Source organism: Ruegeria sp. N8 (assembly GCF_056531325.1).
In genome coordinates, this window is record NZ_JBQFLQ010000005.1 from 34,130 (window position 1) to 59,492 (window position 25,363).

Annotated in this window: 21 protein-coding genes; 14 read left to right on the forward strand and 7 right to left on the reverse strand. The window is 58.5% G+C overall.

What is annotated here, in order from left to right; translation table 11 throughout:
- Nucleotides 1-147 precede the first annotated feature (147 nt).
- From ACR0C5_RS11585 to ACR0C5_RS11605, 5 genes are all read left to right on the forward strand, one after another.
- Nucleotides 148-2,352, forward strand: coding sequence for a serine/threonine protein kinase (locus tag ACR0C5_RS11585; protein WP_480876674.1), 2,205 nt, complete (start codon nt 148-150; stop codon nt 2,350-2,352).
- A gap of 202 nt (nt 2,353-2,554) precedes the next feature.
- The gene (locus tag ACR0C5_RS11590; RefSeq protein ID WP_170773530.1) at nt 2,555-3,589 is read left to right on the forward strand and encodes an FHA domain-containing protein; all 1,035 of its coding nucleotides are present in this window, start codon (nt 2,555-2,557) and stop codon (nt 3,587-3,589) included.
- Between the two features lie 3 nt (nt 3,590-3,592).
- Complete coding sequence (locus ACR0C5_RS11595; protein ID WP_170773528.1) at nt 3,593-4,381, forward strand: PP2C family protein-serine/threonine phosphatase; 789 nt, start codon at nt 3,593-3,595, stop codon at nt 4,379-4,381.
- A gap of 19 nt (nt 4,382-4,400) precedes the next feature.
- On the forward strand, nt 4,401-5,663 hold the full coding sequence (locus ACR0C5_RS11600; RefSeq protein WP_480876678.1) for a peptidoglycan-binding protein LysM: 1,263 nt from the start codon (nt 4,401-4,403) through the stop codon (nt 5,661-5,663).
- 44 nt (nt 5,664-5,707) lie between these two features.
- Nucleotides 5,708-6,814 (forward strand): LysM peptidoglycan-binding domain-containing protein, encoded by a 1,107-nt coding sequence (locus ACR0C5_RS11605; RefSeq protein WP_170773525.1) that lies wholly within the window; start codon nt 5,708-5,710, stop codon nt 6,812-6,814.
- Between the two features lie 177 nt (nt 6,815-6,991).
- Here the strand turns inward: ACR0C5_RS11605 and ACR0C5_RS11610 are convergent, their stop codons facing one another.
- From ACR0C5_RS11610 to ACR0C5_RS11640, 7 genes are all read right to left on the reverse strand, one after another.
- The gene (locus ACR0C5_RS11610; protein WP_480876681.1) at nt 6,992-9,208 is read right to left on the reverse strand and encodes an NADP-dependent isocitrate dehydrogenase; all 2,217 of its coding nucleotides are present in this window, start codon (nt 9,206-9,208) and stop codon (nt 6,992-6,994) included.
- A gap of 220 nt (nt 9,209-9,428) precedes the next feature.
- Complete coding sequence (locus ACR0C5_RS11615) at nt 9,429-10,454, reverse strand: trans-3-hydroxy-L-proline dehydratase (protein ID WP_480876684.1); 1,026 nt, start codon at nt 10,452-10,454, stop codon at nt 9,429-9,431.
- Nucleotides 10,455-10,463: 9 nt separating this feature from the next.
- The gene (locus tag ACR0C5_RS11620) at nt 10,464-11,702 is read right to left on the reverse strand and encodes an NAD(P)/FAD-dependent oxidoreductase (protein WP_480876687.1); all 1,239 of its coding nucleotides are present in this window, start codon (nt 11,700-11,702) and stop codon (nt 10,464-10,466) included.
- A complete protein-coding gene (locus ACR0C5_RS11625; RefSeq protein ID WP_170773521.1) occupies nt 11,699-12,631 on the reverse strand; it encodes a 4-hydroxyproline epimerase in 933 nt (310 codons plus the stop codon). The genes ACR0C5_RS11620 and ACR0C5_RS11625 overlap by 4 nt, the downstream gene beginning before the upstream one ends.
- Entirely contained in the window at nt 12,622-13,581 is a 960-nt protein-coding gene (locus ACR0C5_RS11630; protein WP_480876690.1) for a dihydrodipicolinate synthase family protein, read from the reverse strand. Before ACR0C5_RS11630 ends, ACR0C5_RS11625 begins: the two co-directional genes overlap by 10 nt.
- Nucleotides 13,582-13,736: 155 nt before the next feature.
- Complete coding sequence (locus ACR0C5_RS11635; RefSeq protein ID WP_480876693.1) at nt 13,737-14,795, reverse strand: ABC transporter ATP-binding protein; 1,059 nt, start codon at nt 14,793-14,795, stop codon at nt 13,737-13,739.
- Nucleotides 14,792-15,598 carry an IclR family transcriptional regulator gene (locus tag ACR0C5_RS11640; protein WP_170773516.1) on the reverse strand — a complete coding sequence of 269 codons (807 nt, stop codon included), beginning with the start codon at nt 15,596-15,598 and terminating at the stop codon, nt 14,792-14,794. Before ACR0C5_RS11640 ends, ACR0C5_RS11635 begins: the two co-directional genes overlap by 4 nt.
- Nucleotides 15,599-15,751: 153 nt before the next feature.
- Between ACR0C5_RS11640 and ACR0C5_RS11645 the strand changes: the two genes are divergently transcribed.
- The 9 genes from ACR0C5_RS11645 (at nt 15,752) to ACR0C5_RS11685 (ending at nt 25,350) form a co-directional block, all read left to right on the forward strand.
- Nucleotides 15,752-17,011, forward strand: a complete 1,260-nt coding sequence (locus tag ACR0C5_RS11645; RefSeq protein ID WP_170773513.1) for an ABC transporter substrate-binding protein — start codon at nt 15,752-15,754, stop codon at nt 17,009-17,011.
- Nucleotides 17,012-17,106: 95 nt separating this feature from the next.
- Complete coding sequence (locus ACR0C5_RS11650; protein ID WP_170773511.1) at nt 17,107-18,033, forward strand: carbohydrate ABC transporter permease; 927 nt, start codon at nt 17,107-17,109, stop codon at nt 18,031-18,033.
- A gap of 1 nt (nt 18,034) precedes the next feature.
- Nucleotides 18,035-18,883: a carbohydrate ABC transporter permease gene (locus ACR0C5_RS11655; protein WP_170790005.1), complete on the forward strand. Its 849-nt coding sequence runs from the start codon at nt 18,035-18,037 to the stop codon at nt 18,881-18,883.
- Nucleotides 18,884-18,905: 22 nt separating this feature from the next.
- Nucleotides 18,906-20,246 (forward strand): alpha-glucosidase/alpha-galactosidase, encoded by a 1,341-nt coding sequence (gene melA / locus ACR0C5_RS11660; RefSeq protein WP_170773507.1) that lies wholly within the window; start codon nt 18,906-18,908, stop codon nt 20,244-20,246.
- Nucleotides 20,247-20,312: 66 nt separating this feature from the next.
- Nucleotides 20,313-21,077 carry an SDR family NAD(P)-dependent oxidoreductase gene (locus ACR0C5_RS11665; RefSeq protein WP_170773505.1) on the forward strand — a complete coding sequence of 255 codons (765 nt, stop codon included), beginning with the start codon at nt 20,313-20,315 and terminating at the stop codon, nt 21,075-21,077.
- 4 nt (nt 21,078-21,081) lie between these two features.
- Nucleotides 21,082-21,975 (forward strand): 2-dehydro-3-deoxygalactonokinase, encoded by an 894-nt coding sequence (locus ACR0C5_RS11670; RefSeq protein ID WP_480876697.1) that lies wholly within the window; start codon nt 21,082-21,084, stop codon nt 21,973-21,975.
- Nucleotides 21,972-22,577 (forward strand): 2-dehydro-3-deoxy-6-phosphogalactonate aldolase, encoded by a 606-nt coding sequence (locus ACR0C5_RS11675; RefSeq protein ID WP_480876700.1) that lies wholly within the window; start codon nt 21,972-21,974, stop codon nt 22,575-22,577. Before ACR0C5_RS11670 ends, ACR0C5_RS11675 begins: the two co-directional genes overlap by 4 nt.
- Nucleotides 22,574-23,434 (forward strand): SMP-30/gluconolactonase/LRE family protein, encoded by an 861-nt coding sequence (locus ACR0C5_RS11680; RefSeq protein ID WP_480551390.1) that lies wholly within the window; start codon nt 22,574-22,576, stop codon nt 23,432-23,434. The genes ACR0C5_RS11675 and ACR0C5_RS11680 overlap by 4 nt, the downstream gene beginning before the upstream one ends.
- On the forward strand, nt 23,431-25,350 hold the full coding sequence (locus ACR0C5_RS11685; RefSeq protein ID WP_480876703.1) for a beta-galactosidase: 1,920 nt from the start codon (nt 23,431-23,433) through the stop codon (nt 25,348-25,350). The genes ACR0C5_RS11680 and ACR0C5_RS11685 overlap by 4 nt, the downstream gene beginning before the upstream one ends.
- Nucleotides 25,351-25,363 lie beyond the last annotated feature (13 nt).

Genomic DNA, 25,363 nt, shown 5'->3' on the forward strand with positions numbered 1-25,363 from the left:
TTCTCAGTGAAGCCATGAGGCGGCCCCAATAAAGTCAAATTTGAAACGTCTAACGTTCTTGAGTGTCCTGCGGTTGTGTTTGGTCGTGAGTTGACGGGCAGTTTACCCGAACACGAACCGCAAAATGTTTAGAACGGGCGGAAAGAAATGAGCCACAATCAGGCTGTCGATACGACGCATGACGAACCCAAAATTGAAGGCCTGGCACCCGGTGCAAAGCTGTTGCGCGGGCAGTATGAAATCCTGCGGTTTCTCAGCAATGGCGGTTTTGGCATCACCTATTTGGCGCGCGACAGTCTGGAACGCGACGTGGTTATTAAGGAATGCTTCCCCGGCGCCCTGTGTCATCGCAACGGCGATACGGTCGAACCAATCGATCCTTCCTACAAGGACGACCTGCGCTCGATCATTGACCTGTTTATTTTGGAAGCCCGCAACCATGCGCGGCTGGTGCACCCCAACATTGTCGACGTTCATCAGGTGTTTGAGGACAATGACACAGCCTATATCGCGATGGACTTCATCAAAGGTTGCGACCTGCTGGATTATGTTGAAAACCCCGAGAATGATGCCGGTCCCGATTTCATCGTGCAGGTCACCGAAAAGATGCTGTCGGCCGTGTCCTTCATCCATCAAAGCGGGATGCTGCACCGGGATATCTCGCCCGATAACATTCTGATCAACGAACATGGTGAGCCCGAACTGATTGACTTCGGTGCGGCGCGGGATCAGGCGGCCAATCAATCGGCGGCGCTGTTGACCCTGCGTGTGATCAAGGACGGGTATTCGCCGCATGAATTCTATGTGCGGGGGGCCGAGCAAGGCCCAAGCAGCGACCTCTATGTTCTGGCGGCAACGCTTTACCATGCCATCAGTGGCGAACGCCCCATTGATGGTCAGACGCGGCTGACTGCCTTCAATAACGGGCAGGATGATCCCTATCAGCCTCTGACAGGTCGGTATGATGGATACCCCGATGGGTTCCTTGAGGCGATTGACAAGGCGATGGAGGTGCACGCAACCGATCGTCTGCAAAGCGCGCTGGACTGGCTGCGGATGTTCCGTGGGCCTGGCGTAATGTTCGATACCTTCGCTCACCGTCCCATCTCGGTCATTGTCGGGATGGATCGCAAGGATGAAGAGGCCGAGAAAGCCCGGATCAAAGCAGAAAGCGAAAACGCCGAGGCAGTGGTGACCGCACTGCTGGCAGGCAACCCGGATATCGTTCTGGGTCATGAGGACAAGAAAGAAGAGGAACTGGCCACATTCACCGCGCCTGAGGAACCCCCGGTCGCCGTTGATACCGTGGTCAAAAGCGGCTCGGGTGGTAGTGGAAAACTGATTGCTGCTGCCGTAGTCGTCATCGCGGCCGCAGCCGCAGGTGGGTTTTTCGTGATGTCGGGTCAGGACGCGCCTGCAACTCAGGACGTAGCCCTTGACGAAACTCCTGCCGAGATTGAACCGGTCGAACCACCCGAGCTGGCCGTGCTGCAAGACACGGCCCCTGTTGAGTTGACCGCGACCACCGAACCGCAAGACATCGCGCCAGAGCTGACCTCACCCGAGGTTTACGCTGGCGAACCGACGTCACCCAAGCAGGCGGAAGCAGTGCCAGAACCTGTCGAGCAGACCCTGGCCGAAACGGCTGCCACAGAAGGGCTAGAAGCCCCGGCAGCCGACCTTCCCGCTGAAGATGCGACCGAAACTGTCGCGGAAGACCCGGTTGAGCCTGCAACTCCGGTCACTTTGGCCGAGCAACAGGTGGCGTTTTCCCATTGGGACGTTGAAATTCCGTTTCAGACCTCGAAACGGCGCGCATCGACCGGCAGTGTCATTGCTGTGACTGGTGTTAATCCGGCGCTGGACATGTCCGTGATCGGAGATTGGGTGCAGCGTGGGGCCGCGATCTACACTCTGAATGGCGAACCGATCGAGGCCGACACCAGCTTTGCGGCTCAGGTTCTCAATGATCTCAACGTGGATCCTGACGGCTATACCCGCATCACCGCGCGCTATCGCCCGCTGGGTCAGACCCGCGCGCAGAACGGCCTGTTGGCTCTGCCCACCATGCGCATGGTGGGGCTGGACAACGGCTATGGCTTCACAGTTCGCAACAGTGGCGGTACCGGATGGCAAACCGTGGTCAAAAGCGTTCCCGCCGCAACCGCTGGTAGCCTGCAGGCGGGCGATATCCTGATCTCAGAGGCGCAGACGGGGCTGGCCATCGACGGGCCGGAAAGCCTGGATTCCATGCTGGCTGATCTTGTGTCCGAAGGACAAGCTGAAGCCCAGTTGAACGTTCTACGGAACGGTACCGAAGCAGATGCCACCATGCAGTTGACGCAGGAGTAATCAGACCGGTTCGTTTGTAATCCGCCAGTGTGTGTTTGCTGAGGGTCACGACAGTGGAGTGACCCCGACGGGAACCGGCCCGTCGCGGAAAGTACCAGTGACGTTTGTTTTCCATCATCAGTGCCTCTGCGTGATCTGCGAAGGGGTGAGTAGAAGCCCAGCGGGGCAGTGCCCCGTGCCAAGAAACAAAGGTGTCGTCACCATGTTCAAATATAAAAGCCCTCTCAGCCGGCTTCTCGAAGGTGCCGGCAAACCGAAAGAAGCCGAGGCGGAAGACATCGCTGAAACCAGCGAAGACAAGCCCGAGCCGATTGCAGATTTCAACGCACTGCGCGTGGCGCTTGCTGGAAACAACATGCCAGCGTCGGACAGCTACGATGAGGCTGAGGACCTGATCCCCGAAGCCGAGATGCCGGACTTCTCCGAGGCCGATGCCGAAGACAGCGCTGAAACCGATGATGCGGCAATCCTTGCGGATGTTGTGGACGTCCTTGAGCCGACCGAAGAGCCCGCCGCCGAGGAAGAGATGACCGAAGAAGACCCGATTGTGACGCTGCACGTTGCATCGGACGAAGAGGTTGACGAGGCCGAAGAAGAAGACAGTAACCTGTTTGATACGACGCCGGCCGATCCTGTGATCGAAGTCGTCGCGGAAGATCCTGTGCCCGAGTCGGTGGCCGAGATCGTCGAGGCTGTGGACCCGCAACCTGAACCCTTGCTCGAGGCTCCGGTGGCGCAGATGGCGGAAACACCGTCCGCCGCGCAACCGGCCCAGTCTGATCGTCGTGGTCGTGTCAAAACCACCTTCCTGGGGTTTGAGCGGGCCGACACCCATGTTCAGGACCTGATGGAAACCGCCGAGCCCGTCGCCAAAACCGAGACTGCACAGCAGACCTTCCCGGTCGGTTGGCTGGTTGTAACAGGTGGCCCCGGTCGCGGCGCGTGCATTACTCTGACCGAAGGGCTGATGCAGATTGGTCGCAACGACGATCAGGCGATCCAGCTTGATTTTGGCGACACCGGCATTTCGCGCAGCAACCACGCTGTGATTGCCTATGACCCTGAAGATCGCAAATGCTATCTGGGTCATGGTGGCAAGGCCAATCTGGTACGTCTGAACGGTAAACCCGTTCTCAGCACCGTGGCGCTGGCCAGCGGCGATTTGATCCGCATCAGCGAAACCTCGATCCGGTTTGCAGAATTCTGCGGTGACAATTTCGACTGGCGGGATGCCTGATAGATGCTGGCGACCCCGGCATATGACATTGCGCTGATCCTCGATCAGGGTCGGCGCGACACGCAAGAAGACGCGGTCGCCGCGCGCATGTTCGATGTGGCGAATGCTGGGTATATCGTGGTTGCTGATGGCATGGGCGGGCATGCGGCAGGTGACATCGCATCCGAGCTTGTGATCAAAGCCTGGCGGGGTGCGCTGGACCCTGAACTGGAAACGGGTGCGCCATCGAAGCCCGCCCTGATCGACGCCCTGCCCTTGGCGGCAATGCAGGCAAATGCGCTGATCGCGCAGCATTCCGAAGAACAGGGTGATGGTTTCAACATGGGCTCGACCCTGTTGGGTACTCTTCTGATGGGGTCGGACGTCTATTGGATCTCGATCGGGGACAGCCCTTTGTACCTGTTCCGCGACGGAGCGCTGCGCCAGATCAACGAAGATCATTCGATGGCGCCGATCATCGACGCGCAATGCGCCGAAGGCAAGCTGACACAGGACGAAGCGCAAACGCACCCAGATCGCAACCAACTGACCTCGGTCATCATGGGCGCGGCGATCCCAAAAGTGGATTGTCCCGAACACCCCGTCGCTTTGACTGCGTCGGATGTTCTGATCGCGGGCAGCGATGGGCTGCAATATCTCAGCGATGCTGAGATCGAGGCCATAGTTCAGGCCCAATCGGGTGACTTGGCACAGGATATAGCTGACGCGCTTTGGCAGGCGCTTCGGGACAAAGGCGACCCCGATCAGGACAACGCGTCCATTGCGGTCGTGAAATTGACAAGAAACGAATGAAGGCAAAGCGACAGGACACATGAGACCTCAACTGATCATCTCCAGCCTGGCTCTTGCGGCGGCAACAGGTGCCGCCTCGGCGCAAGAGGCGTGCTCGACCTACGAAATCAAGCGCGGTGACAGCCTGCGCGAGCTGGCCATTCAGGTCTATTCGACCGAAGACTTCAGCATCATCTTTGACGCCAACCGCGATGTGATCGGGAACAATCCCAACATCATTCGCGTGGGCGACGTTCTGACAATGCCCTGTCTGGAAGACGTGGGCCGCGCGCCGGAACCACCTGCGACCGAGGCCGAAGCCATGGCCGCCGAGATGGCGTCTGAACTGGTCAAAGCCGCTGAGGAACGTGCCGCCAAAGCCATAGCTGAGGCCGAAGCCCGCGTGGCCGCCGCTGAGGCCGAGGCCAAACAGGCCAGCGAAGACGCGGTGCTTGAGGCCAAAGCTGCCGCCAAGACAGAAATCGAAGCTGCCCGCGCCGAAGCCGCTGCGCTGATCCGCGACGCCGATACAAGTGGCCGTCCCGAGTTTCAGGATCGTCAGCTGCTGTTGATCACAGGCGGCAATTATGCGCCTTTCACCGATGAGGCCCTGCCCCACCGTGGCCTTTACACCAATCTGGTTGAGACCGCGATGCTGCGCGCCGCGCCCGAGCAAGGGTACAAGATCCAGTTCGTGAATGACTGGTCCTCGCATCTGGACCTGTTGATGCCGACGCTGGCCTTTGACGCAACCTTCCCTTGGTCGCGCCCGAATTGCGAAGAACCCGCCGCCCTGTCTGAAACTGACCGGAACCGGTGCGAGACCTACAACTTCTCGAACCCGTTCTACGAGGTTGTGGATACCTTCTTTGCCCGTGAAGGCTCGGGCTATGAGCAGACCCTGACCTATGCCGATTTCGCGGGTACCACGATCTGCCGCCCCGAAGGCTGGTCACTGTCGCATATGGATGCGGTGGGTCTGTATGAGCCAGCGATTTCGATGCTGCGCCCGGTGTCGCCTGACGACTGCTTCCACGCCTTGATGGACGGTACGGCCGATATCGTCGCGGTCGAAGCGCATCTGGCGGTCGAAGCAATTGCGCGCCTTGGCTATGAACATCGCATTGTAGAAAACCCCAACCTTGCGGCGATCAAGTCGCTTAACATCATGACCCACAGAGATAATCCGGATGGGGAAGCGATCCTTGAGACGCTCAACCAGGGTCTGTCGATCATGCAGCAATCCGGAGAGTGGCGGGACATCGTCTCAACCGCTCTGCGCTATCAAATGGAAAATGGATAAGGCCCCAACTGGCCTGAAAACAACAAAAGTCTGGAGGACGAGACATGTTTAATTTCAATCTGAAGAAGGTGGCATTGTCGGCCACGGCTGTAACTGCCCTCAGCGCTGGCGCGGCGGCGGCTCAGGAAGCGTGTACCAACTACACCGTGCAGGATGGCGACACGATGGCAACCATTGCCATCGCGGCCTATGGCACCTCAAACTATCAGCCGATCTTCAACGCGAACCGCAATGACATCACCAACCCCAACGCGCTGGAGCCCGGTCTGGTTCTGGCCCTGCCCTGTGACGATGGCAGCCTGCCGAACGGCCAGAGCGCGCAGGACATCATCGCCGCCGAAGAGCAGCGCGCCGCCAGTGTCAAACGTTCGAATGTCTACGCTCCGCCGATCAAGATGGTTGCCGGCAATGGCTGGGAACCTTTCACCAGCGAAGGTCTGGGCGGCGGCGGTATCATGACCCGTCTGGCGACCACCAGCCTCCAGCGTGCAGGAAACCAGCGTGAATATTCGGTCAGCTTTGTGGATGATTGGGCATCGCACCTGGATACGCTGCTGCCGCTTGGCGCGTTCGATATCTCGATCGCCTGGACAGTTCCGGATTGCACCAACCGCACCTATGAATGGTCCGAAGAAACCGAAGCACGCTGCTCGCAATTTGTGGCTTCGGTTCCGGTCTATGACGTCGTAGGCGGCTTTTTCACCCTGCCCGAGAGCGAATATGTCGACGCAACTTCCTTCTCGGATTTCGAAGGCGCAACCATCTGCCGGATGGCCGGTTGGAGCATGGTCGTTCTGGAAGAGGTTGGCCTGAACCGCAGCAACACCACCGTGGTTCAACCCAACTCGGCCCGCGAATGCTTGGATGCGGTTCTGACTGGTACCGCCGATGTCGCAGCGTTCGAAGTTGAATTGTTTGCGGCCACGAAGAAAGACATGGGCCTTACGTCGGCTGACATCGTGGAAAACCCCTATGTTTCGACCCTGTCGTCTATGAGTTTCCTGGCGCACCGCACCAACCCGTTCGCACGCGAATACATCGCCATGATGAACAAGGGCCTGAACGAGATGCGCGAAAGTGGCGAATGGTATGCGATCATTTCGGACACGCTGCGCGAGCAGAATGAAAAGCTGAACGCAGCATCGAACTAATAGATTGGGGCTGGTCCCACGATCGGCCCCTTTTTTACGACGCCGCCGCATAGAAGGCGTTGCAGACCAAGAACCTCGATCGGAAAGGCGCAATTCTTTCCTACTCACTCTAATAAAGGGCCGACTTTGGGGGTCGGCCCTTTTTCTATTTTTGATAATGTGCGCGTTCGCTGTGTTTTATGCGTCTATCAACGCATTCAGCGTGGCACTGGGGCGCATAACCTTGGCGGTCTTGGCCGGATCGGTGTGGAAATAGCCACCCAAATCAGCCGCCCCACCCTGAGCCGAGGCAAGCTCGGACAGGATCGCCGCTTCGCCATCGGCCAGCGCTTTGGCCAAAGGCGCGAACTCGGCGGCCAGGTCGGCATCGTCCGATTGCGCCGCCAAAGCCTCGGCCCAGTAGCGCGCAAACCAATAGTGGCTGTCGCGGTTATCGGGCTGACCGACCTTGCGGCTGGGCGAGCGGTTGTTGTCCAGAATGCCTTGCGTCGCGGCCTCGGCTGCCGCGCCCAGAACGCCCGCCTTGGTATTACCTTTGCTGTCGGCCAGGAAGTTCAGCGACTCGCCCAACGCGCAGAATTCACCCATCGAATCCCATCGCAGATGGCTTTCCTCGACCAGCTGCTGCACGTGCTTCGGGGCGGAACCACCCGCGCCGGTTTCGAACAGGCCACCGCCATTCATCAGCTTGACGATGGACAGCATCTTGGCTGAGGTGCCCAGTTCGAGGATCGGGAACAGATCGGTCAGATAGTCGCGCAGCACGTTGCCGGTAATCGCAATCGAATCGTTGCCGGCCGTGATCGTCTCCAGCGATTGACGGGTCGCTTCGCGCGGGGCCAGGATCATGAACTTGTCAGCCACGCCTGCGGCCTCAAGCGCCGGTTTGACGTATTTGATCAACTCAGCGTCATGTGCGCGGTTTGCGTCCAGCCAGAAGATCGCCTCGGACCCGGTCAGGCGCTGACGGTCCATAGCCAGCTGAATCCAGTTCTCGATTGGGGCTTTCTTTACGGTGCAAGAACGCCAGATGTCACCCTTTTCGACGTCGTGCGAATGTAGCACGTCACCATTGGCCAGAACGATGCGAATGGTGCCGTCGGCGGGTGCCTGGAACGTCGTCGGGTGGCTGCCGTATTCTTCGGCCTTTTGCGCCATCAGGCCCACATTGGCGACCGCGCCGGCGGTGGCCGGGTTCAGCGCGCCATTGTCTTTGAAGAAGTTAATCGCTTCGTCATAGACGGACGCATAGCAACGGTCGGGGATCACGCAGTTGGTGTCACCCTTGGCGCCTGCCTCATCCCAGCCTTTGCCACCCGCGCGGATCACGGCGGGCATCGAGGCGTCGATGATCACGTCCGAGGGCACGTGCAGGTTGGTGATGCCTTTATCGCTGTCGACCATATACATGGACGGGCGGTCGCCCTTTATCGCGTCGATGGCGGCCATGATATCGGCATTGCCCTGGACACGCTCCAACAGGTCGCCAAGGCCCGAGTTCGGGTTCACTCCCAGCGCATCCAGTTCCGCACCGAATTTGTCAAACACCGGGGCCAGCCACGCTTTGACTGCATAGCCAAAAATGATTGGGTCCGAGACCTTCATCATGGTGGCTTTCATGTGCAGCGAGAACATGGTGCCGTCTGCTTTGGTGTCCTCGATGGCCTCGGCCAGAAACGCGGACAGAGCTTTGACCGACATGAATGTTGCATCTGCCACAGTGCCCTCAGCCAGCGGCCAGCCGTCTTTCAGAACGGTGGTGCTGCCATCTTTGCCGACGAATTCAATCTTTGCGTCGCCTGCTTGGTCTGCGGAGATGGTGGCCGATTTCTCATTTGCGTAGAAATCGTTGCCGGGCATGGACGACACTTTGGTTTTGCTGTCCGAGACCCATTCGCCCATCGAATGCGGGTTCTTCTGGGCGTAGTTCTTCACGGCCTTTGCCGCGCGACGGTCGCTGTTGCCTTCGCGCAGAACCGGGTTCACGGCCGAGCCCTTGATGGCGTCATAGCGCGCGCGAATAGCCTTTTCTTCGTCACTCGAGGGTTCTTCGGGATAGTTCGGAATGTTGTAACCCTGCGATTGCAGCTCGTCGACGGCGGCCACCAATTGCGGGACCGAGGCCGAGATGTTGGGCAGCTTGATCACATTCGCTTCGGGTGTTTTCACAAGTTCACCCAGGGCGGCCAGATCATCGGTGATGCGCTGCGCGTCGGTCAGGTTTTCGGGGAAGGTCGCCAGAATACGTCCGGCCAGCGAAATATCCTTGGTCCCAACGCTTACGCCTGCGGCGGATGCGAACTTGCGGATGATGGGCAGGAACGAGGCGCTGGCCAGCTCGGGCGCTTCGTCTACAATGGTATACAATATGTCGAAGTCTGATTTATCTGCCATATTCTTTTACCTTTTTTAAAGCCTTTCGGGGCGTGCGTTCCAAGAGTTGGCCACTTTCGAGTGGCATAGGCGGGGCACGGCTATCCTGGTGCCCCAACGGTGACTCTGATTTGACAGGGCCTCCCTTAAATCACGTTTGGCTTGGGATCAATCACATCTGACCGCGCATTTTGACACGGTTTGCGGAAAATCGCGTCAATCACCCCGTCGCGCTCAATTTTCAGACGCCCCAGGTGTCGCTCAGCTTGTAGCCGCCCGGCCAGGGATCGCTGGGGTCCAGTATGTGTTGATGCGTGCCGGTGATCCAGCCGCGACCGCTGATTTCGGGGATGATGGCGGGGTGTGACCCGACTGTTGCGGTGTCCAGAATTTTGCCGGTAAAGCGCGAGCCGATGATCGAGACGGCCTCGAAAGTCTGCCCAACGGCCAGTTCACCCTTGGCGGCCATCAGGGCCATGCGCGCCGATACAGCAGTTCCTGTGGGCGAGCGGTCGATCTTGCCCGGTTGAATAGCGACGGCGGATTTGCCCCGCAGCCCGGTTTCTGTCTTCTCAACCGGGCCACAGAATGCGCAAAACGAGATATGGGTCCAGTCGGGGTTTTCGGGGTGCCGGAAACCGAGTTGTTCATTCGCAGCATTGGTGATTGCAACGCCAACACGCGCCAGTTCACGTGCCTCAGATTCTACGATGTCAAAGCCAAGCTGCGTCGCGTCGACCACGACGAAACTATCGCCGCCATAGGCGGTGTCCACTGTCAGGTGCCCGAGCCCCGGGACCTCCAACGATGCCGCAATCCGGTCGGCGAAGCTGTGTAGGTTCTGCACATAGATGCGCTCGGCCGTGCCATTGCGACAGTCGGCCCGCACGCGGACCAGCCCGCCGGGGGCCTCGAGCGTCAGATGCGTGACGGGTTCCTGCATAGGGATCATCCCGCTATCCAGCAGCACGGTCGCTACGCAGATGGAATTCGACCCGGACATAGGCGGGGTGTCTTCAGGCTCCATGATGATAAACGCTGCATCCGCCTCGGGGTGTTTGGGCGGGACCAGCAGGTTCACATGCCGAAACACGCCGCCGCGCGGCTCATTGAGCACGAAGTTGCGCAGTGTCTGGTCCCGCGCGATGAAAGAGCGTTGATCCCAGAGCGTTTCACCGGGCGGAGGCAAAACGCCCCCGACGATGACATCGCCCACCTCGCCTTCTGCGTGGGCGGAGATGATGTGGATGGTTTTCACGCTGCGCATCTGACCTCCCTAGAACCGAGTGGCGGAATAGGGGTTCATCGAGATGGGCGGCTGTGTCCCGTCCAGCAACGCACCAACCAATTCGGCGGTGCCTGCGGATTGCGTCAGCCCCAGATGGCCATGTCCGAACGAATAGATCACATCGGGCGCGTTGGGGGACGGCCCGATGACCGGGATACTATCTGGCAGCGATGGTCGAAAGCCCATCCACTGTGTGCCCCCTTGCGTGTTCAGTCCAGGCATGAACTGCGCGGCCTTGTTCAGCAGAGTCTCGGCGCGTTTGAAATTGGGTGGCAGGGAGAGCCCTCCCAATTCGACCGCACCACCGATGCGCACGCCGCCGTTGATCCGACTGGCTACAAAGCCGTGGCCGGAAAACGTCAGATGCATCCGCAGATCGAAGGCGCCCGGCGGCAGGGTCGTATTGTAGCCGCGCTCGGTCTCAAGGGGGATGTGATCGCCCAGCGTTTGTGCCAGATGGTGCGACCACGCGCCCGCCGCGACGACGACCTTTGCCGCATCCAACGTTCCATCCTCAAGGGTGATGCGTGTCCCATGTTCCAGCGGGGTCAGGGCCCGGACGCCGCGCGTCTCGATCCGCCCTTGCCGGTCGCTGAATGCTTTGGCCAGATGTTGGACCCACGTCTTTGGATCGATTGTATTCATCCAGTTCGGCGTAAACCCTGCATGGGTGAAGCGGGGGCTGAGGCCCGGTTGTTTCTCGGCTATCGCTTCGCGCGTTTCAAGCAGTTCGAATTCAATCCCATGCGCGCGCCGCTGGTCCCAAGCGGGCAAACTGATGCGGAACTCAGCTTCGGATTCGTAAAGTTGCATCTGTCCATCGCGCTGCATCATCGTCTCGCCCTCGACGGCCGGTATCAAACGCTCTAACGCAGAGCTTGAGACCTGCATCAGTCGGGCCTGCGCGTCCAGCAGATCCGCATGGCGCGAAGGCCGACTTGCCCGCCAAAAGCGGTACATCCACGGTGCGATCTTCGGCGCGTATGAGGGCGGGATAGACAAAGGACCCAGCGGGTCCAGCAGCCATTTTGGCGCTTTGCGCATGATACCGGGCGTAGCCAGAGGCTCGACCTCGGGGAAAGCAAATGCCCCTGCATTCCCCGCCGAGGTTTGAGAGGCGACCCCGTCCCTGTCCAGCACCAGAACCGAATGCCCTCGGCGCTGCAGTTCCAGCGCGGTCGTGATGCCAATTACCCCAGCCCCGATGATGACGACCTGCTCGCTCAAACTTGTATCCCTGTTCTGAACGGGTCAGATTCCGGGAAGATCAGCGTGGTTTCCGCCATGACATAAGCCTGCCCGGTGATGGAGGGGATCACGCCGCCATCCAGGCCGGGCTGATAAGACAGGCGATAGGTGCTGCCGATAACGCTCTGCTGCGTGATCTCATCGCCGGGGGCCAGCGCGCCATCGGCGGCCAAACAGGCCAACCGGGCCGAACAGCCGGTGCCGCAGGGCGAGCGGTCATAGTTATCGTCCGGGCACAGCACAAAATTGCGGCTGTGAATGGCTGGATCATCCGACGCGCCCTGAAAGATCACATGGTCTATCGGCTCACCCTGTTCGCCGCCTATCCCCTGCGCAATCGAGGCCTCGCGAATAGCGACCGTCATATCGGTGAGTTTGCGAATATTGGCAGATTCAACGGCAATCGGGCTGGGATCTACTATAAAGAACCAGTTTCCGCCATATGCAACATCGCCGGTCACCTGGCCATGACCCGGCACGTCCAGTGTCACGTCGCGATGCACCCGGCGGCTTTCGATATTCTGGACGGTCACTGTGTTTGCGTCGTGCAAAGTGACCGTCACCACACCAGCGGGGGTTTCGATGCGATGTTCCCCGATGCCGATACGTCCCAGATGCGCCAGCGTCACCGCCAGCCCGATGGTGCCGTGGCCACACATACCCAGCACTGCGTCAACGTCGAAATAGATTACGCCGGTTACGCATGTTGCGTCGACCGGTTCAACCAGCAACGCCCCGACCATGGCGGGTTGACCGCGTGGCTCCAGCATGATCGAGCGGTAGAATTCTTCGTGATCGGTTGCCAGCCTGCGGGCGCGGTCGGCCAGCAACCCAGTACCCAGATCGGGTGCACCATCCAGAATAACCCGCGTGGGCTCGCCTCCGGTATGGCTGTCGATCACATGCATTCAGCGATCACTCTGCCCTGTTTCGACCAATTGGCGAACCACGCGCCGAACAAGGCATATTGCTGTTCGCAATAGTTACGCTGCGCGTCAGTCAGCTCGTCCGTTTCGTTGAAGTGCAACCGGTATTCCTCGTCCCCGTTCAGCACCAGAAGATGCTTGTAGTAAAGCACCAGATCCGGCCCTTCGTCAAAGCTGGACAGAACGTGAATCGCCTCGGTTAGTTCCTGCGCGCGCTGGCGGGCTTCGGCATCACCTTTGGCTGCCCTCTTGGACAGTTCGGCCAGCAACAGCGCCTCGCGCGGCAATGCGGTGCCGATGCCCGTAATCGAGCCGGTTGCGCCGCAATTCACGAACCCATGATAAACCTCGGTATCGACGCCAACCATCAGCGTGACCTGATCGTCCTGGCTGGTGATATTTTCCGCTGCATAGCGCAGGTCTTCTTTGCCGCCGAACTCTTTGAAGCCGATCAGGTTGGGATGCTCGGCTCGCAGTGCAAAAAACAAATCGGCCCGCGTGGCGAACCCGTAGTAGGGGCTGTTATAGATGATCGCAGGCACATCCGGTGCTGCGGTCAGGATTGCCTTGAAGTGGTTCTTCTGCGCGGTCGGCGAGCTGCCACGCGACAGAACACGTGGGATCACCATCAACCCAACGGCACCCACCTTTTGCGCATGCGCCGCATGCGCCACAGCGGATTTGGTATTGATCGCCCCGGTGCCCACGACAACGGGCAGCCCCGCGGCCACCAGACGTTCAACCCCTTCCATACGCTGGGCATCGGTCAGCAAAGGCCAATCCCCCATCGACCCGCAATAGACAACCGCAGACATGCCTGCGTCGATCATCTGTCGCCCCTTGCGCACCAACGCGTCGAAATCTGGTTGACGGTCCGCTGTGCAGGGGGTCATGAGCGCTGGCATTGTGCCGGTGAAAACATTGGTCGTCATACGGCGATCCTTCGACAAATCTGAGGTTGCGGCGCAGGAGATGCGCCGTTTCAACCGCGATATCGGATATTGGATACAAAATCCACAACAAAATTGCGCTTCAAAAGGCGCCGTGTCTCGTGGCCAACGCCCTTCTGCGATGGACTGGTCTGCGTTTACCGCAACCGTTCACCCGTTTCGGCGTCGAACATCATTGCACGGTCGGGCGAGAAGGTGACGCCAATACGTGCGCCTTGCTTGCTGCGTTCATCGTCCCGCTCTTCCACGATCAGCTTGTCGCCATTCGCGGTCAGCAGATGCGAGTAACTGACACCCCCCAAAGCTTCGGTCAGGTCCACGGTGCAACTGTCGCCAGAACGGTCCACCTGAAGGTGTTCGGGGCGAACGCCCAGCGTCACTTTCGTTGCGTTAGCAGGAACCGAAGACGTCACCGGCACTGGCTGGCTGAACGCGGGATGCGTCACATGGCCATCTGTCACGTCGCACTCCAAAAAGTTCATCGCAGGCGAACCGATGAAGCCCGCGACGAACCGGTTGTCCGGGTCGCGATAGAGGTCCATCGGCGCGCCCACTTGTTCGATCCGGCCATCGCGCAGAACCACGATCTTGTCCGCCATGGTCATCGCTTCGACCTGATCATGGGTCACATAGATCATGGTCGCGCCGATTTCATTGTGCAGGCGCGCGATCTCGACCCGCATTTCGACGCGCAACTCGGCATCCAAGTTGGACAGAGGCTCATCGAACAGAAACACCTCGGGGCCGCGCACGATGGCTCGACCGATAGCAACACGTTGCCGCTGGCCACCGGACAAAGCTTTGGGCTTGCGCTTCAGATACTGATCGAGTTTCAGAATGCTCGACGCTTCTTGTACCTTCTTGTCGATTTCGGTCTTGGCGACGCCGTTCATACGAAGACCAAAACCCATATTCTCGGCCACTGTCATATGCGGGTAGAGCGCGTAGGTCTGGAACACCATTGCAACCCCCCGTTTGGCCGGGTCCAAATGGGTCACATCGCGCGACCCGATCCGGATCTCACCCTCTGTCGTTTCCTCAAGCCCCGCGATCATCCGAAGCAAAGTGGATTTGCCGCACCCAGATGGACCCACAAAGACGCAAAACTCGCCATCCTCGATCTGTAAATCGATTCCGTGAATAACCTGCGTCTCACCATATCGCTTGATCGCACTGTTCAGAGTGACGCCTGTCATGTCGCTTGCATCCTGTCCTTAGATCCGTTTGGACGGCTTTCGGGAAACCGCCACGCTTGCGCTTCAATTCCAATTTGATCAGCCACGCGGCGTACACGAGGCACCCATGCCTGCAACTGATCAAAGCTCATTCGTTCCGTCGATCCGGTGATCGAAATCGCACCCAAAATCCGCCCCCCTTCGGTCAGGACGGGACAGGCTACGCAGATAATGCCCGGTTCGTGTTCTTCATCATCCACGGCGTATCCCCGCGCACGGATGACATCGAGATCCGCCCGCAAGAGTTGTTCCGACGCCAAGGTCTTGTCGGTAAACCGATGAAAGCTTTGCTGCGACAGAGCTTTATCCAGCGCGTCAGCGTCCAGATATGCCATCATGGCCTTTCCCACGCCTGTGCAATAAGCGGGGCCAACTTTACCCGCTTGCGAATACATTTCTACCGGTTGGGTTGCGTTGCGCTTGTCGACATACAGAACCTGACCTGAATCCAGTTGGGCAAGGTGTACAGTCTCGCCCGTTTCGCGGCTGAGCGCGTCCAGAAAAGGTCGTGCAATCGGGGCAAGCGAACTTTGGGTCCACGCCGCATGCGCCAAACGGACAAGGCGCAGCCCGGGCGCGTATGTCTGCCGGTCCGGGTCATAAGACAGCATGCCCTGGTTTGTCAGGCTTTGAAGAAAGCGATACAGGGTCGCCTTTGGAAAATCGCTGCTTTCCAAAAGTTCCGCGAATCGGACCGGGCGGGCAAACGCTGCCACCTGTTCCAATACGTCGCACGCTTTTCCTATAGTACCGTCGCCAGCCACGAGCGCCTTCCATCCTCCCATTGATCCACCGTCTTCGTCACGAGGGTCTTGACAAGATTAACCGATTCGATGTGTAGTTTTCAATATGTAAAACAAGGTTTCATTATTTGGAACCAAAATAACCAAAAAAAATGGAATCTAAGGGAGGACACCATGAATTCCATCTTCAAGCGCACTGCGGCAGCTTTGGCGGCGAGTGTGGCACTTGCAGCGCCTGTAGCAGCTGAACTGACCGGCGAGCTGCGCATTTTCCTGGACACATCGAACCCGGCGCCTCGCGCAACGATGGAAGCGATGATCGACCGGTTTGCGGCGCAACACCCTGGTCTGGAGATCGAGACCACTGTGATCGACCGTGAAGCCTACAAGACTCAGATACGCAACTTTCTGACTGCTGATACTCCGGATGTTGCCACCTGGTATGCTGCCAACCGGATGAAGCCCTATGTCGAGGCTGGCCTGTTCGAAGACGTGTCGGACCTTTGGGCCGAAGCCGAGATTGGCGACAATCTGGCCTCGACCAAAGGCGCGATGACCATCGACGGAAAGCAATGGGGCGTGCCCTATACCTATTACCAGTGGGGTGTTTACTATCGCAAAGACATCTTCGATGAGCTGGGTCTGACCGAGCCGACCACATGGGAAGAAGAGCTGGCCAACTGTCAGAAGATCGTCGATTCCGGCCGCGCCTGCTATACGATCGGCACCAAATTCTTGTGGACCGCAGGCGGCTGGTTTGACTATCTGAACATGCGTACCAACGGCTTCGACTTCCACCAGCAGTTGGCCAATGGCGAAGTGAGCTGGGAAGACGACCGCGTCAAGCAGACCTTCGCCAATTGGAAACAGCTGATCGACATGGGCGCGTTCATCGACAACCACCAGACCTATAGCTGGCAAGAAGCCCTGCCCTTCATGGTCAATGGCGAAGCTGCAGCCTATCTGATGGGCAACTTCGCCGTGGCCCCGCTGCGCGAAGCCGGTCTGAGCGACGATCAACTGGATTTCTATCAGTTTGTGTCGATCAACCCCGATGTCGAACTTGCCGAGGACGCGCCAACGGATACGTTCCACATCCCGTCGAACGCCTCGAACAAGGAAGCTGCGCGTGAATTCCTGCGCTTTGTTGTCTCGCCTGACGAACAGACCGAAATCAACAACGGAAAAAACCTGGGCCAGCTTCCTGTTAACGCCAAATCGGCCGTGGATGACGACAAATTCCTGAACCAGGGCTTCGAGATGCTGTCGTCCAACAGCCCCGGCGGTGTCGCCCAGTTCTGGGACCGCGACGCACCGGCAGAAATGGCCAAAGTGTCGATGGAAGGCTTCCAGGAATTCATGGTCAAGCCTGACAATGCCGACCGCATCCTGGCCAAGCTGGAACGCGCGCGTCAGCGCATCTACGACAACTGAACCGGTCAGACCGGGCCTCTGGCCCGGTTTGTACCAAGACCTGCGCAAGGCGGGTAAAGCCCGCCTTGCTCCTTTGATCCAATCCGAGTGTCCCCATGACCATTGCCGCCGAAGCTCCTGAACAGGAAAGCTGGTTTCACCGCAACCAGCAGCGCATCGCCCCGTGGCTGTTCCTTGCCCCTGGCCTGCTGTTCTTCATGGTCTACGTCATCATTCCAGTTTTTCAGTCCTTTAACCTCTCTCTTTATGAGTGGGATGGGCTGGGTGCTGCGGAATATGTAGGCTTTCGCAACTATGAGGACCTCTATTGGGAGTGGGTCGACCGTGATGCCTTTTTCATCTCACTCAAGAATAACCTGATCTGGCTTATACTGTATCTGGCCGCGATCCCTGCAGGACTTTTCATCGCGCTGTTCCTGAACCAGACCGTTTGGGGTATTCGCCTCTACAAGTCGCTGTTTTTCTTTCCGTTCGTGATCTCACAGGTTGTTGTGGGCCTTGTTTTCACATGGTTTTACGACCCGACCTTTGGATTGCTGAACGAATTCCTCGCCTTCTTCGGTCTTGGCCCGCTCAACGTGCTGGGCGACGAGCGCTTTGTGACCTATGGCATCATCGTTGCCGGTCTCTGGCCGCAAACCGCTTATTGTATGATCCTGTATCTGACAGGTTTGAACGCCGTGGACCCGGAACAGATTGAAGCCGGCCGCTTGGATGGCGCAAAGGGTTGGCGGATGCTGTGGCACATCATCCTGCCGCAACTGCGCCCTGCCACATTCATTGCTTTCGTCGTTACAATCATCGGCGCCTTGCGCAGCTTTGACTTGATTTCGATAATGACCCAGGGCGGTCCTTTCGGTTCGTCTCGCGTGCTGGCCTACTACATGTTCGAAGTTGCCCTGTCCGAATATGGATTCCGCATGGGTTACGGTGCCGCCATTGCGGTTATCCTGTTCCTCATCATGCTGTGCTTCATCGCCTACTTCCTGTGGTCGATGTACCGCGAAGAAAGGGGACACTGAGATGTTTCCCAAACCTATCGAAAAACAGCCCCGCGCGGCGCGGATCACCTATCAGGCCATGCTACCCGTTGCCCTACTGCTGTGGTTGGGACCATTGCTGGCGGTGGCGCTGTTCTCGGTCAAACCCGCGGCGGATTTCACCAACGCCAACTACTGGGGTATGCCGTCCAGTTTTGAAGGAGCATTCAACTATGGGCAGGTGTTCTTCAACTCGGACATGCCGCGATATCTGTTGAACTCGTTCCTAATCACCATTCCTACTGTGATTGGTGCCGTTGCGCTCAGCTGCATGACTGGATTTGCCCTTGGTATCTACAAGTTCAGGTCGAACCTATGGATTTTCTTCCTCTTCGTGGCCGGCAACTTCGTGCCTTTCCAAATCCTGATGGTGCCGGTGCGCGATCTCACGCTGGAATTGGGCCTCTACAACACCAAAACCGGGCTGGTGTTGTTTCACATTGCCTTCCAGACTGGGTTCTGCACCCTCTTCATGCGCAACTTCATCCGGGCGCTTCCGTTTGAGCTGATCGAGGCCGCGCGGGTAGAAGGTATTAGCGAGGTGCGTATCTTTTGGTACGTCGTTCTGCCGCTGATGAAGCCGGCCATCGCTGCGTTGAGCGTGCTGATCTTTACCTTCATCTGGAACGACTATTTCTGGGCGGTGGTGTTGACCCAAGGGGCTGAAAGCCAGCCTGTTACCGCCGGGATCACCAGCTTTAACGCCCAATTCCGCGCCGCTTATCAACTGATGAGCGCTGGTTCCATCGTCGCGGCGCTACCGCCCGTGGCGATGTTCTTCCTGATGCAGAAACACTTCATCGCGGGTCTGACCCTCGGTGCCGTAAAATAACGTCAAACCAAAGGTTTGCAAAATGACAAAGATTGCCTTCGTCGGAGCGGGCTCCACGATCTTCATGCAGAATATCGTCGGCGATGCCCTGCTGACCCCTGCACTTGCAGACAGCCATTTTGCGTTGATGGATATCGACGCGAACCGCTTGGCAGAAAGTGAAACCGTTGCCCGCGCCATGATCCGCTCGGTCGGGACCGGCGCAACCGTCACGACCCATTCAGACCGCCGCGCGGCGCTTGAGGGGGCGGATTTCGTGGTAACAGCGTTTCAGGTGGGGGGCTACAAACCCTGCACGGTCACGGATTTCGATATTCCCAAGCAATACGGGCTGCGCCAGACCATCGCCGATACATTGGGCGTCGGCGGCATCATGCGGGGCCTGCGCACGGTTCCGGTTCTTTGGGATATCGCGCATGAAATGCTGCAGCTTTGTCCAAATGCAACGATGTTGCAATACGTCAACCCCATGGCGATCAACACCTGGGCTCTGGCCGAACGTTTCCCGACGCTCAAACATGTCGGGCTGTGTCACTCGGTCCAGAACACCGTCGAAGAACTGGCCCATGATCTGGACCTTCCAAAAAGCGATATTCGCTACAAAGTAGCGGGCGTAAACCACGTCGCCTTTTTCCTGCGGTTGGAGCATGAAGGACACGATCTTTATCCCGCGCTGCGTCAGGGCTATGCCGGTGGGCGGTTCCCGAAGCCGCCTTTGTTGATGCCCCGCTGTCCCAACAAAGTGCGGTACGAGGTGATGGACCACCTTGGCTATTTTTGCACCGAGAGTTCCGAGCATCTGGCCGAGTATGTTCCATGGTTCATCAAGGACGGTCGTGAGGACCTGATCGAGCAGTTTTCGATTCCGCTGGATGAATATCCCACCCGCTGCGAGGAACAAATCGTCAGTTGGAAAGAACAGGCAAAGACCCTGACGGATGGGCGCGACATCGCAGTGACGCGCAGCCACGAATTTGCGGCCGATTTGATGAATGCTATCGTAACCGACACGCCTTATGTGGCTTATGGCAACTTGCCCAACACCGGCCAAATCCCGCAATTACCTTTGGGCGCGGCGGTTGAAACGCCCTGTCTGGTGGATAGTAACGGGGTACAGCCCTCGGTCGTGACAGATATCCCTCCGCAACTGATCGCGCTGATGCGCAGCCAGATCAATGTGCAGGAGTTGACCGTGCGTGCGCTTGTCGACCAAAACCCTGAATATATCTATCACGCCGCGATGATGGACCCGCATACAGCTGCGGAACTGGACTTGCGGCAAATTCGCAATCTGGTCACCGATCTCCTGACCGCGCATTCCGAATGGCTGCCCGATTGGTGTCAGCCTGCCAGGGCCGCGTGAGAGGCCCGACAAATTATTTTTCCAAACGGGCCAAACTACGCGCCCCGTAAGCAGAAAGAGCCGCTGATGAGCCAACCCGCCACATTCCACGACCTAAACGGTGCCTCGGTTTATATCACCGGTGGAGGCTCAGGCGTTGGCGCTGCGCTAACCGACGGGTTCATGGCGCAGGGGGCTAATGTCGCGTTCATCGGCCGGTCTGATGCCAGTGCTTTTGTAGAAGAGATGCGCGAAAAACACGGTCGTGCGCCGCTGTTCCTGCAAGGGGATATGACGGATACCGAACTGCTACGCGCCACGATGACCAAAGCGGCCGAGGCGCACGGACCGCTCAACGTGTTGGTCAACAACGCAGCCAATGACAAGCGCCACTCACTCGAAGAAACAACGCCCGAATTCTGGGATTGGATGATCGAGGTGAACCTCAAGGCGTATTTCTTTGCCTCACAGGAAGCCGCACGTCAGATGACTGAAGGCGGCGCGATCATCAATTTCAGTTCGATCAGTTACATGATGGGCAATGCCGGCTATCCGGTCTACACCACTTCGAATGCAGGGATAACCGGCATGACCCGCTCATTAGCACGTGAACTTGGCCCCAGGAATATCCGTGTCAACGCGCTGGCCCCCGGCTGGGTGCTGACGCAGAAACAACTGGACATGTGGGCCACGCCCGAAGATCTGGCCTCGCATCTGGACCGGCAATGCCTGAAAGAACATCTGACCCCAGAAGACATGATTGCGCCTACGCTTTTTCTGGCCTCGCAGGCCAGCCGAGCGATGACTGGTCAGTGCATGGCGGTCGATGGCGGTGTCGTGGTGACGGGATGAGACCATGAGTATCGAATGGATCGCAGCAGATTGGGGAACATCTCATTTACGAGTTTGGGCGATGCAGGGCAGCCATGTTCTGGATCAGGCGGACTCGGACAAGGGTATGGGAAGTCTGACCCGGGGCGCGTTTCAGGATGCATTGCTGGAATTGATCGAGGATTGGCTTGGTGCCGAGCCGGTCGATGTCATCGCCTGTGGTATGGTAGGCGCGCGTCAGGGCTGGGTCGAGGCCCCTTACTCTGCTGTGCCTTCAGCGCCAGTGCCACGCGCTCCGATCAGGGTGCCGGGCACGGACCCGCGCTTCCGCGCTTTTGTGGTGCCCGGTTTGAAACAGGCCAACCCGCCAGACGTCATGCGGGGTGAGGAAACTCAGATCGCAGGCTATCTGGCAGGATACAAGAATTGGGACGGCGTGATCTGCTTGCCGGGGACCCATACTAAGTGGGTGCAAGTCAGCGCGGGCGAAGTGGTCAGCTTTCGCACCTTCATGACCGGTGAGATGTTCAGCCTTCTCAGCGGGCATTCGGTGCTGCGTCACTCGGTCGGAGAAGGATGGGACGATGCGGCTTTTGCCGAAGCCGCGGCAGATGCTTTGTCCAAACCTGAACAGATGGCGGCGCGCCTGTTTGGACTGCGCGCAGCTGATTTGCTGAATGGGCAGGATGCTTCTGTTGCCCGCGCCCGTCTGTCAGGATTTCTAATCGGGGCAGAACTGGCTGCCACGCGACCTTATTGGCTGGGTCAGCAGATCGCGATCATCGGGGCTGAGGGGCTGTCGGATGTCTATGGTCACGCCCTGAAACAGCAAGGCGCTTTTTTTGAAATCGCCGATAGTACGAACACCACTCTGGCGGGTCTGCATAAGGCCCGAAACCTGACGAGGCAGACCGCATGAGCCGTCCCATTATTGCAATCCTCAGAGGTCTTCACCCGACCGAAGCGGCCGATGTTGGCCAGGCTCTGATTGATGCCGGTATCGACCAAATCGAAGTGCCGCTGAACTCGCCCGAGCCGCTGAAAAGCATCGGCATACTGGCCGAAAAATTTGGTGACACGGCGTTGATTGGTGCGGGCACGGTGTTGACCGTGGAACAAGTGGATGCCGTGGCCAAGGTTGGCGGCAAGCTGATCGTTTCGCCCAATTGCGACACGGATGTCATCCAGCGCACGGTCGCGCTGAACATGCAAAGCTGGCCCGGCGTCTACACCCCAACCGAGGCGTTTGCCGCCCTCAAGGCAGGCGCAACGGGGCTCAAGTTGTTTCCCGGTGTGATAGCGGGACCGACCGGATTGGCCGCTATGCGCCCAGTATTGCCGGAAGGGGCAAAGGTCTACGCCGTTGGTGGTGCTGGGCCCGATAATTTCGATGTGTGGATCAATGCGGGGGCGGACGGTTTCGGCATTGGATCGGCCCTTTTCAAGCCCGGCTTTTCAGTAGCCGAGATCTCGGAACGTGCACGCGGAATCGTCGCAGCCTACAACGAGGCCGCCGGATGAGCACCGTCTTTGACGACCGCCCTTGCGCATTGGGCGAGGGGCCGCTGTGGCATCCCCAACGGAAGCAGCTTTTCTGGTTCGACATTCTTGGCAAACGTTTGATGACGCAGGTCGATAGCGCGCCCGTTGAATGGCAGTTCGACGAACATGTCTCGGCCGCCGGGTGGGTCGACACTGAGACGCTGCTGATCGCGTCCGAAACCGGGTTGTGGCACTTCAATCTTGAAAGCCGCAAAAAGGCGCTGATCACTGCGCTTGAGGCAGAAAACTCTGTCACACGCTCGAATGATGGCCGGGCTGATCCGTGGGGCGGGTTCTGGATCGGAACGATGGGGAAAAATGCTGAGCGTGGAGCAGGCGCGATTTATCGGTTTTGGCGCGGGGAACTGCGCCGTTTGGTGCCTGACGTCACGATCTCGAACGCGATCTGTTTCGCGCCCGACCGATCCTGCGCCTATTTCACCGATACGGCGACCAAGCAGGTGATGCGCTGGACGCTGAACCCGTCGGATGGCTGGCCCGAGGGCGACAGCTCCGTTTTTCTTGATTTACGCGCAGATGATCTGAACCCAGATGGTGCAGTGGTAGATGCCCAAGGCAACATTTGGATTGCCCAATGGGGTGCAAATCGCGTTGCAGCCCATGCGCCGGACGGTCAGTTCCTGCAGTCGGTGGAATTCGATGCGGCACATACCTCATGTCCCTGCTTTGGAGGGGCTGATCTGACAACCTTGTTCTGTACTTCGGCCCGGCAGGGGCTGGATGCGGATATCCTTGCAAAACAGCCTTCAAACGGCATGACCTTTGCGGCACACAGCGCGGGAAAAGGTCAGCCAGAATACAGAGTTATCCTATGAAACCGGAACTTGGCGTCTGCTATTATCCTGAACATTGGCCAGAAGTGATATGGGCCGAAGATGCCGCACGCATGGTCGAAAACGGCCTGTCCTGGGTGCGCATCGGCGAATTCGCTTGGAGCCGGATGGAACCAACTCCGGGTGATCTGCAATTCGACTGGCTTGACCGGGCCATCGACACTTTGGGCGCGGCGGGTTTGAAAGTGGTTCTGGGGACACCAACCGCCACGCCACCGCGCTGGATGCTTGAGAAATACCCGGACATGCTGGCAGTTGACGCGGACGGGAACCCACGCAAATTCGGATCGCGGCGGCATTACTGCTTTAGCCATCAGGGTTATATTGAGGAATGCGCTCGGATCACGCAGATCATGGGTGAGCGATATGGCCGGAATCCCCACATCGCCGCGTGGCAGATCGACAATGAATATGGCTGCCACGATACCACCATCAGCTATAGCCCGGTCGCCCTTGCCGCGTTTCAGAATTGGCTTGAGGGTCAATACGGCTCGATCGATGCATTGAATACAGCTTGGGGGAATGTGTTCTGGTCGATGGAATATGATGGTTTCGACCAGATTGACCTGCCCAACCTGACTGTGACTGAACCCAACCCCGCCCATGTTCTGGCTTTCCGCCGGTTCAGCTCGGATCAGGTGGTGGTGTTCAACAAGGCGCAAGTGGATGTGCTGCGCAAGCTGACCGACGCGCCGCTGCTGCACAACTACATGGGCCGGGTATTGGAATTCGACCATTTCAAGGTGGGCGATGACCTGGATATCGCCACGTGGGACAGCTATCCGATTGGCTTCTTGTCTGACCGGCTTGAGGTGGACGAGGCGCATAAAGCCGCCTTTTTGCAACAGGGTGATCCCGACATGCAGGCGTTCCACCACGACCTATACCGCGCCGTGGGGCGGGGCCGCTGGTGGGTGATGGAGCAGCAGCCTGGCCCGGTGAATTGGGCGCCCTACAACCCGGCACCGTTGCCGGGTATGGTCCGGCTCTGGTCGCTTGAGGCTGTCGCCCACGGGGCCGAGGTGGTCAGCTATTTCCGCTGGCGACAAGCTCCCTTCGCGCAAGAGCAGATGCATGCAGGATTACTGACACCAGACAATCGCCCTGCCCCAGCCTTGGCCGAGGCGCGAGAAACAGCGGATACCCTTGCCCAAATCGGTTCTGTTACACAGCGCAAGGCGGATGTAGCCATTCTGTTCGACTACGCCTCAGACTGGGCGTGGGCGACCCAACCTCAGGGGGCAGGGTTTGATTATTTCCGGCTGGTCTTCTCGACCTACCGCGCGTTGCGAAGGGCGGGCTTGTCGGTGGACTTCCTGTCGACCGACAGCATTCCGGCGGATGGCTACAAAATCATACTGGCACCTGGTCTGGCCACGATCGATAAGGACTTGGAGCGGAGTATTTCAAACGGCTGTGATCTGGCCATTCTGGGACCGCGCAGCGGGGCGATTACCCGCGATTTTCAGATTCCTCAGGCTGGTCGACCGGGCCTGGTCGGTGTGGACAGCCATGTTGACTTGGTCGAAACCCTGCCGCCCACGTCCAAACGCGATGTCTCAGGCGGAGGAGCTGCCTGTCACTGGGTCGAGCGTTTATCTGGGACCGCCCCAACACTGTTGACCCATGAAAACGGAACGCCAGCACTGACGGGCACCGAATCCATGTGGTATCTGGCCAGTTTCCCGGACGACACTCTTTGGGATCGTGTCGTTCGGATGGCCGCTCAGCATACGGGGTTGAGTGTGTATCCCATGTTGAGCGGCCTCAGACGTCGTGAGACAGGCGAACATACATTCCTGATCAACTACAACGCCGCGCCGGTCACGTGGAACGGGCATGTGATTGATGCCTGTGATGCGCTTGTTCTGGAAAAAGGCGCGCCCGCCGAGGGGTAATCCCGGCGGGCGC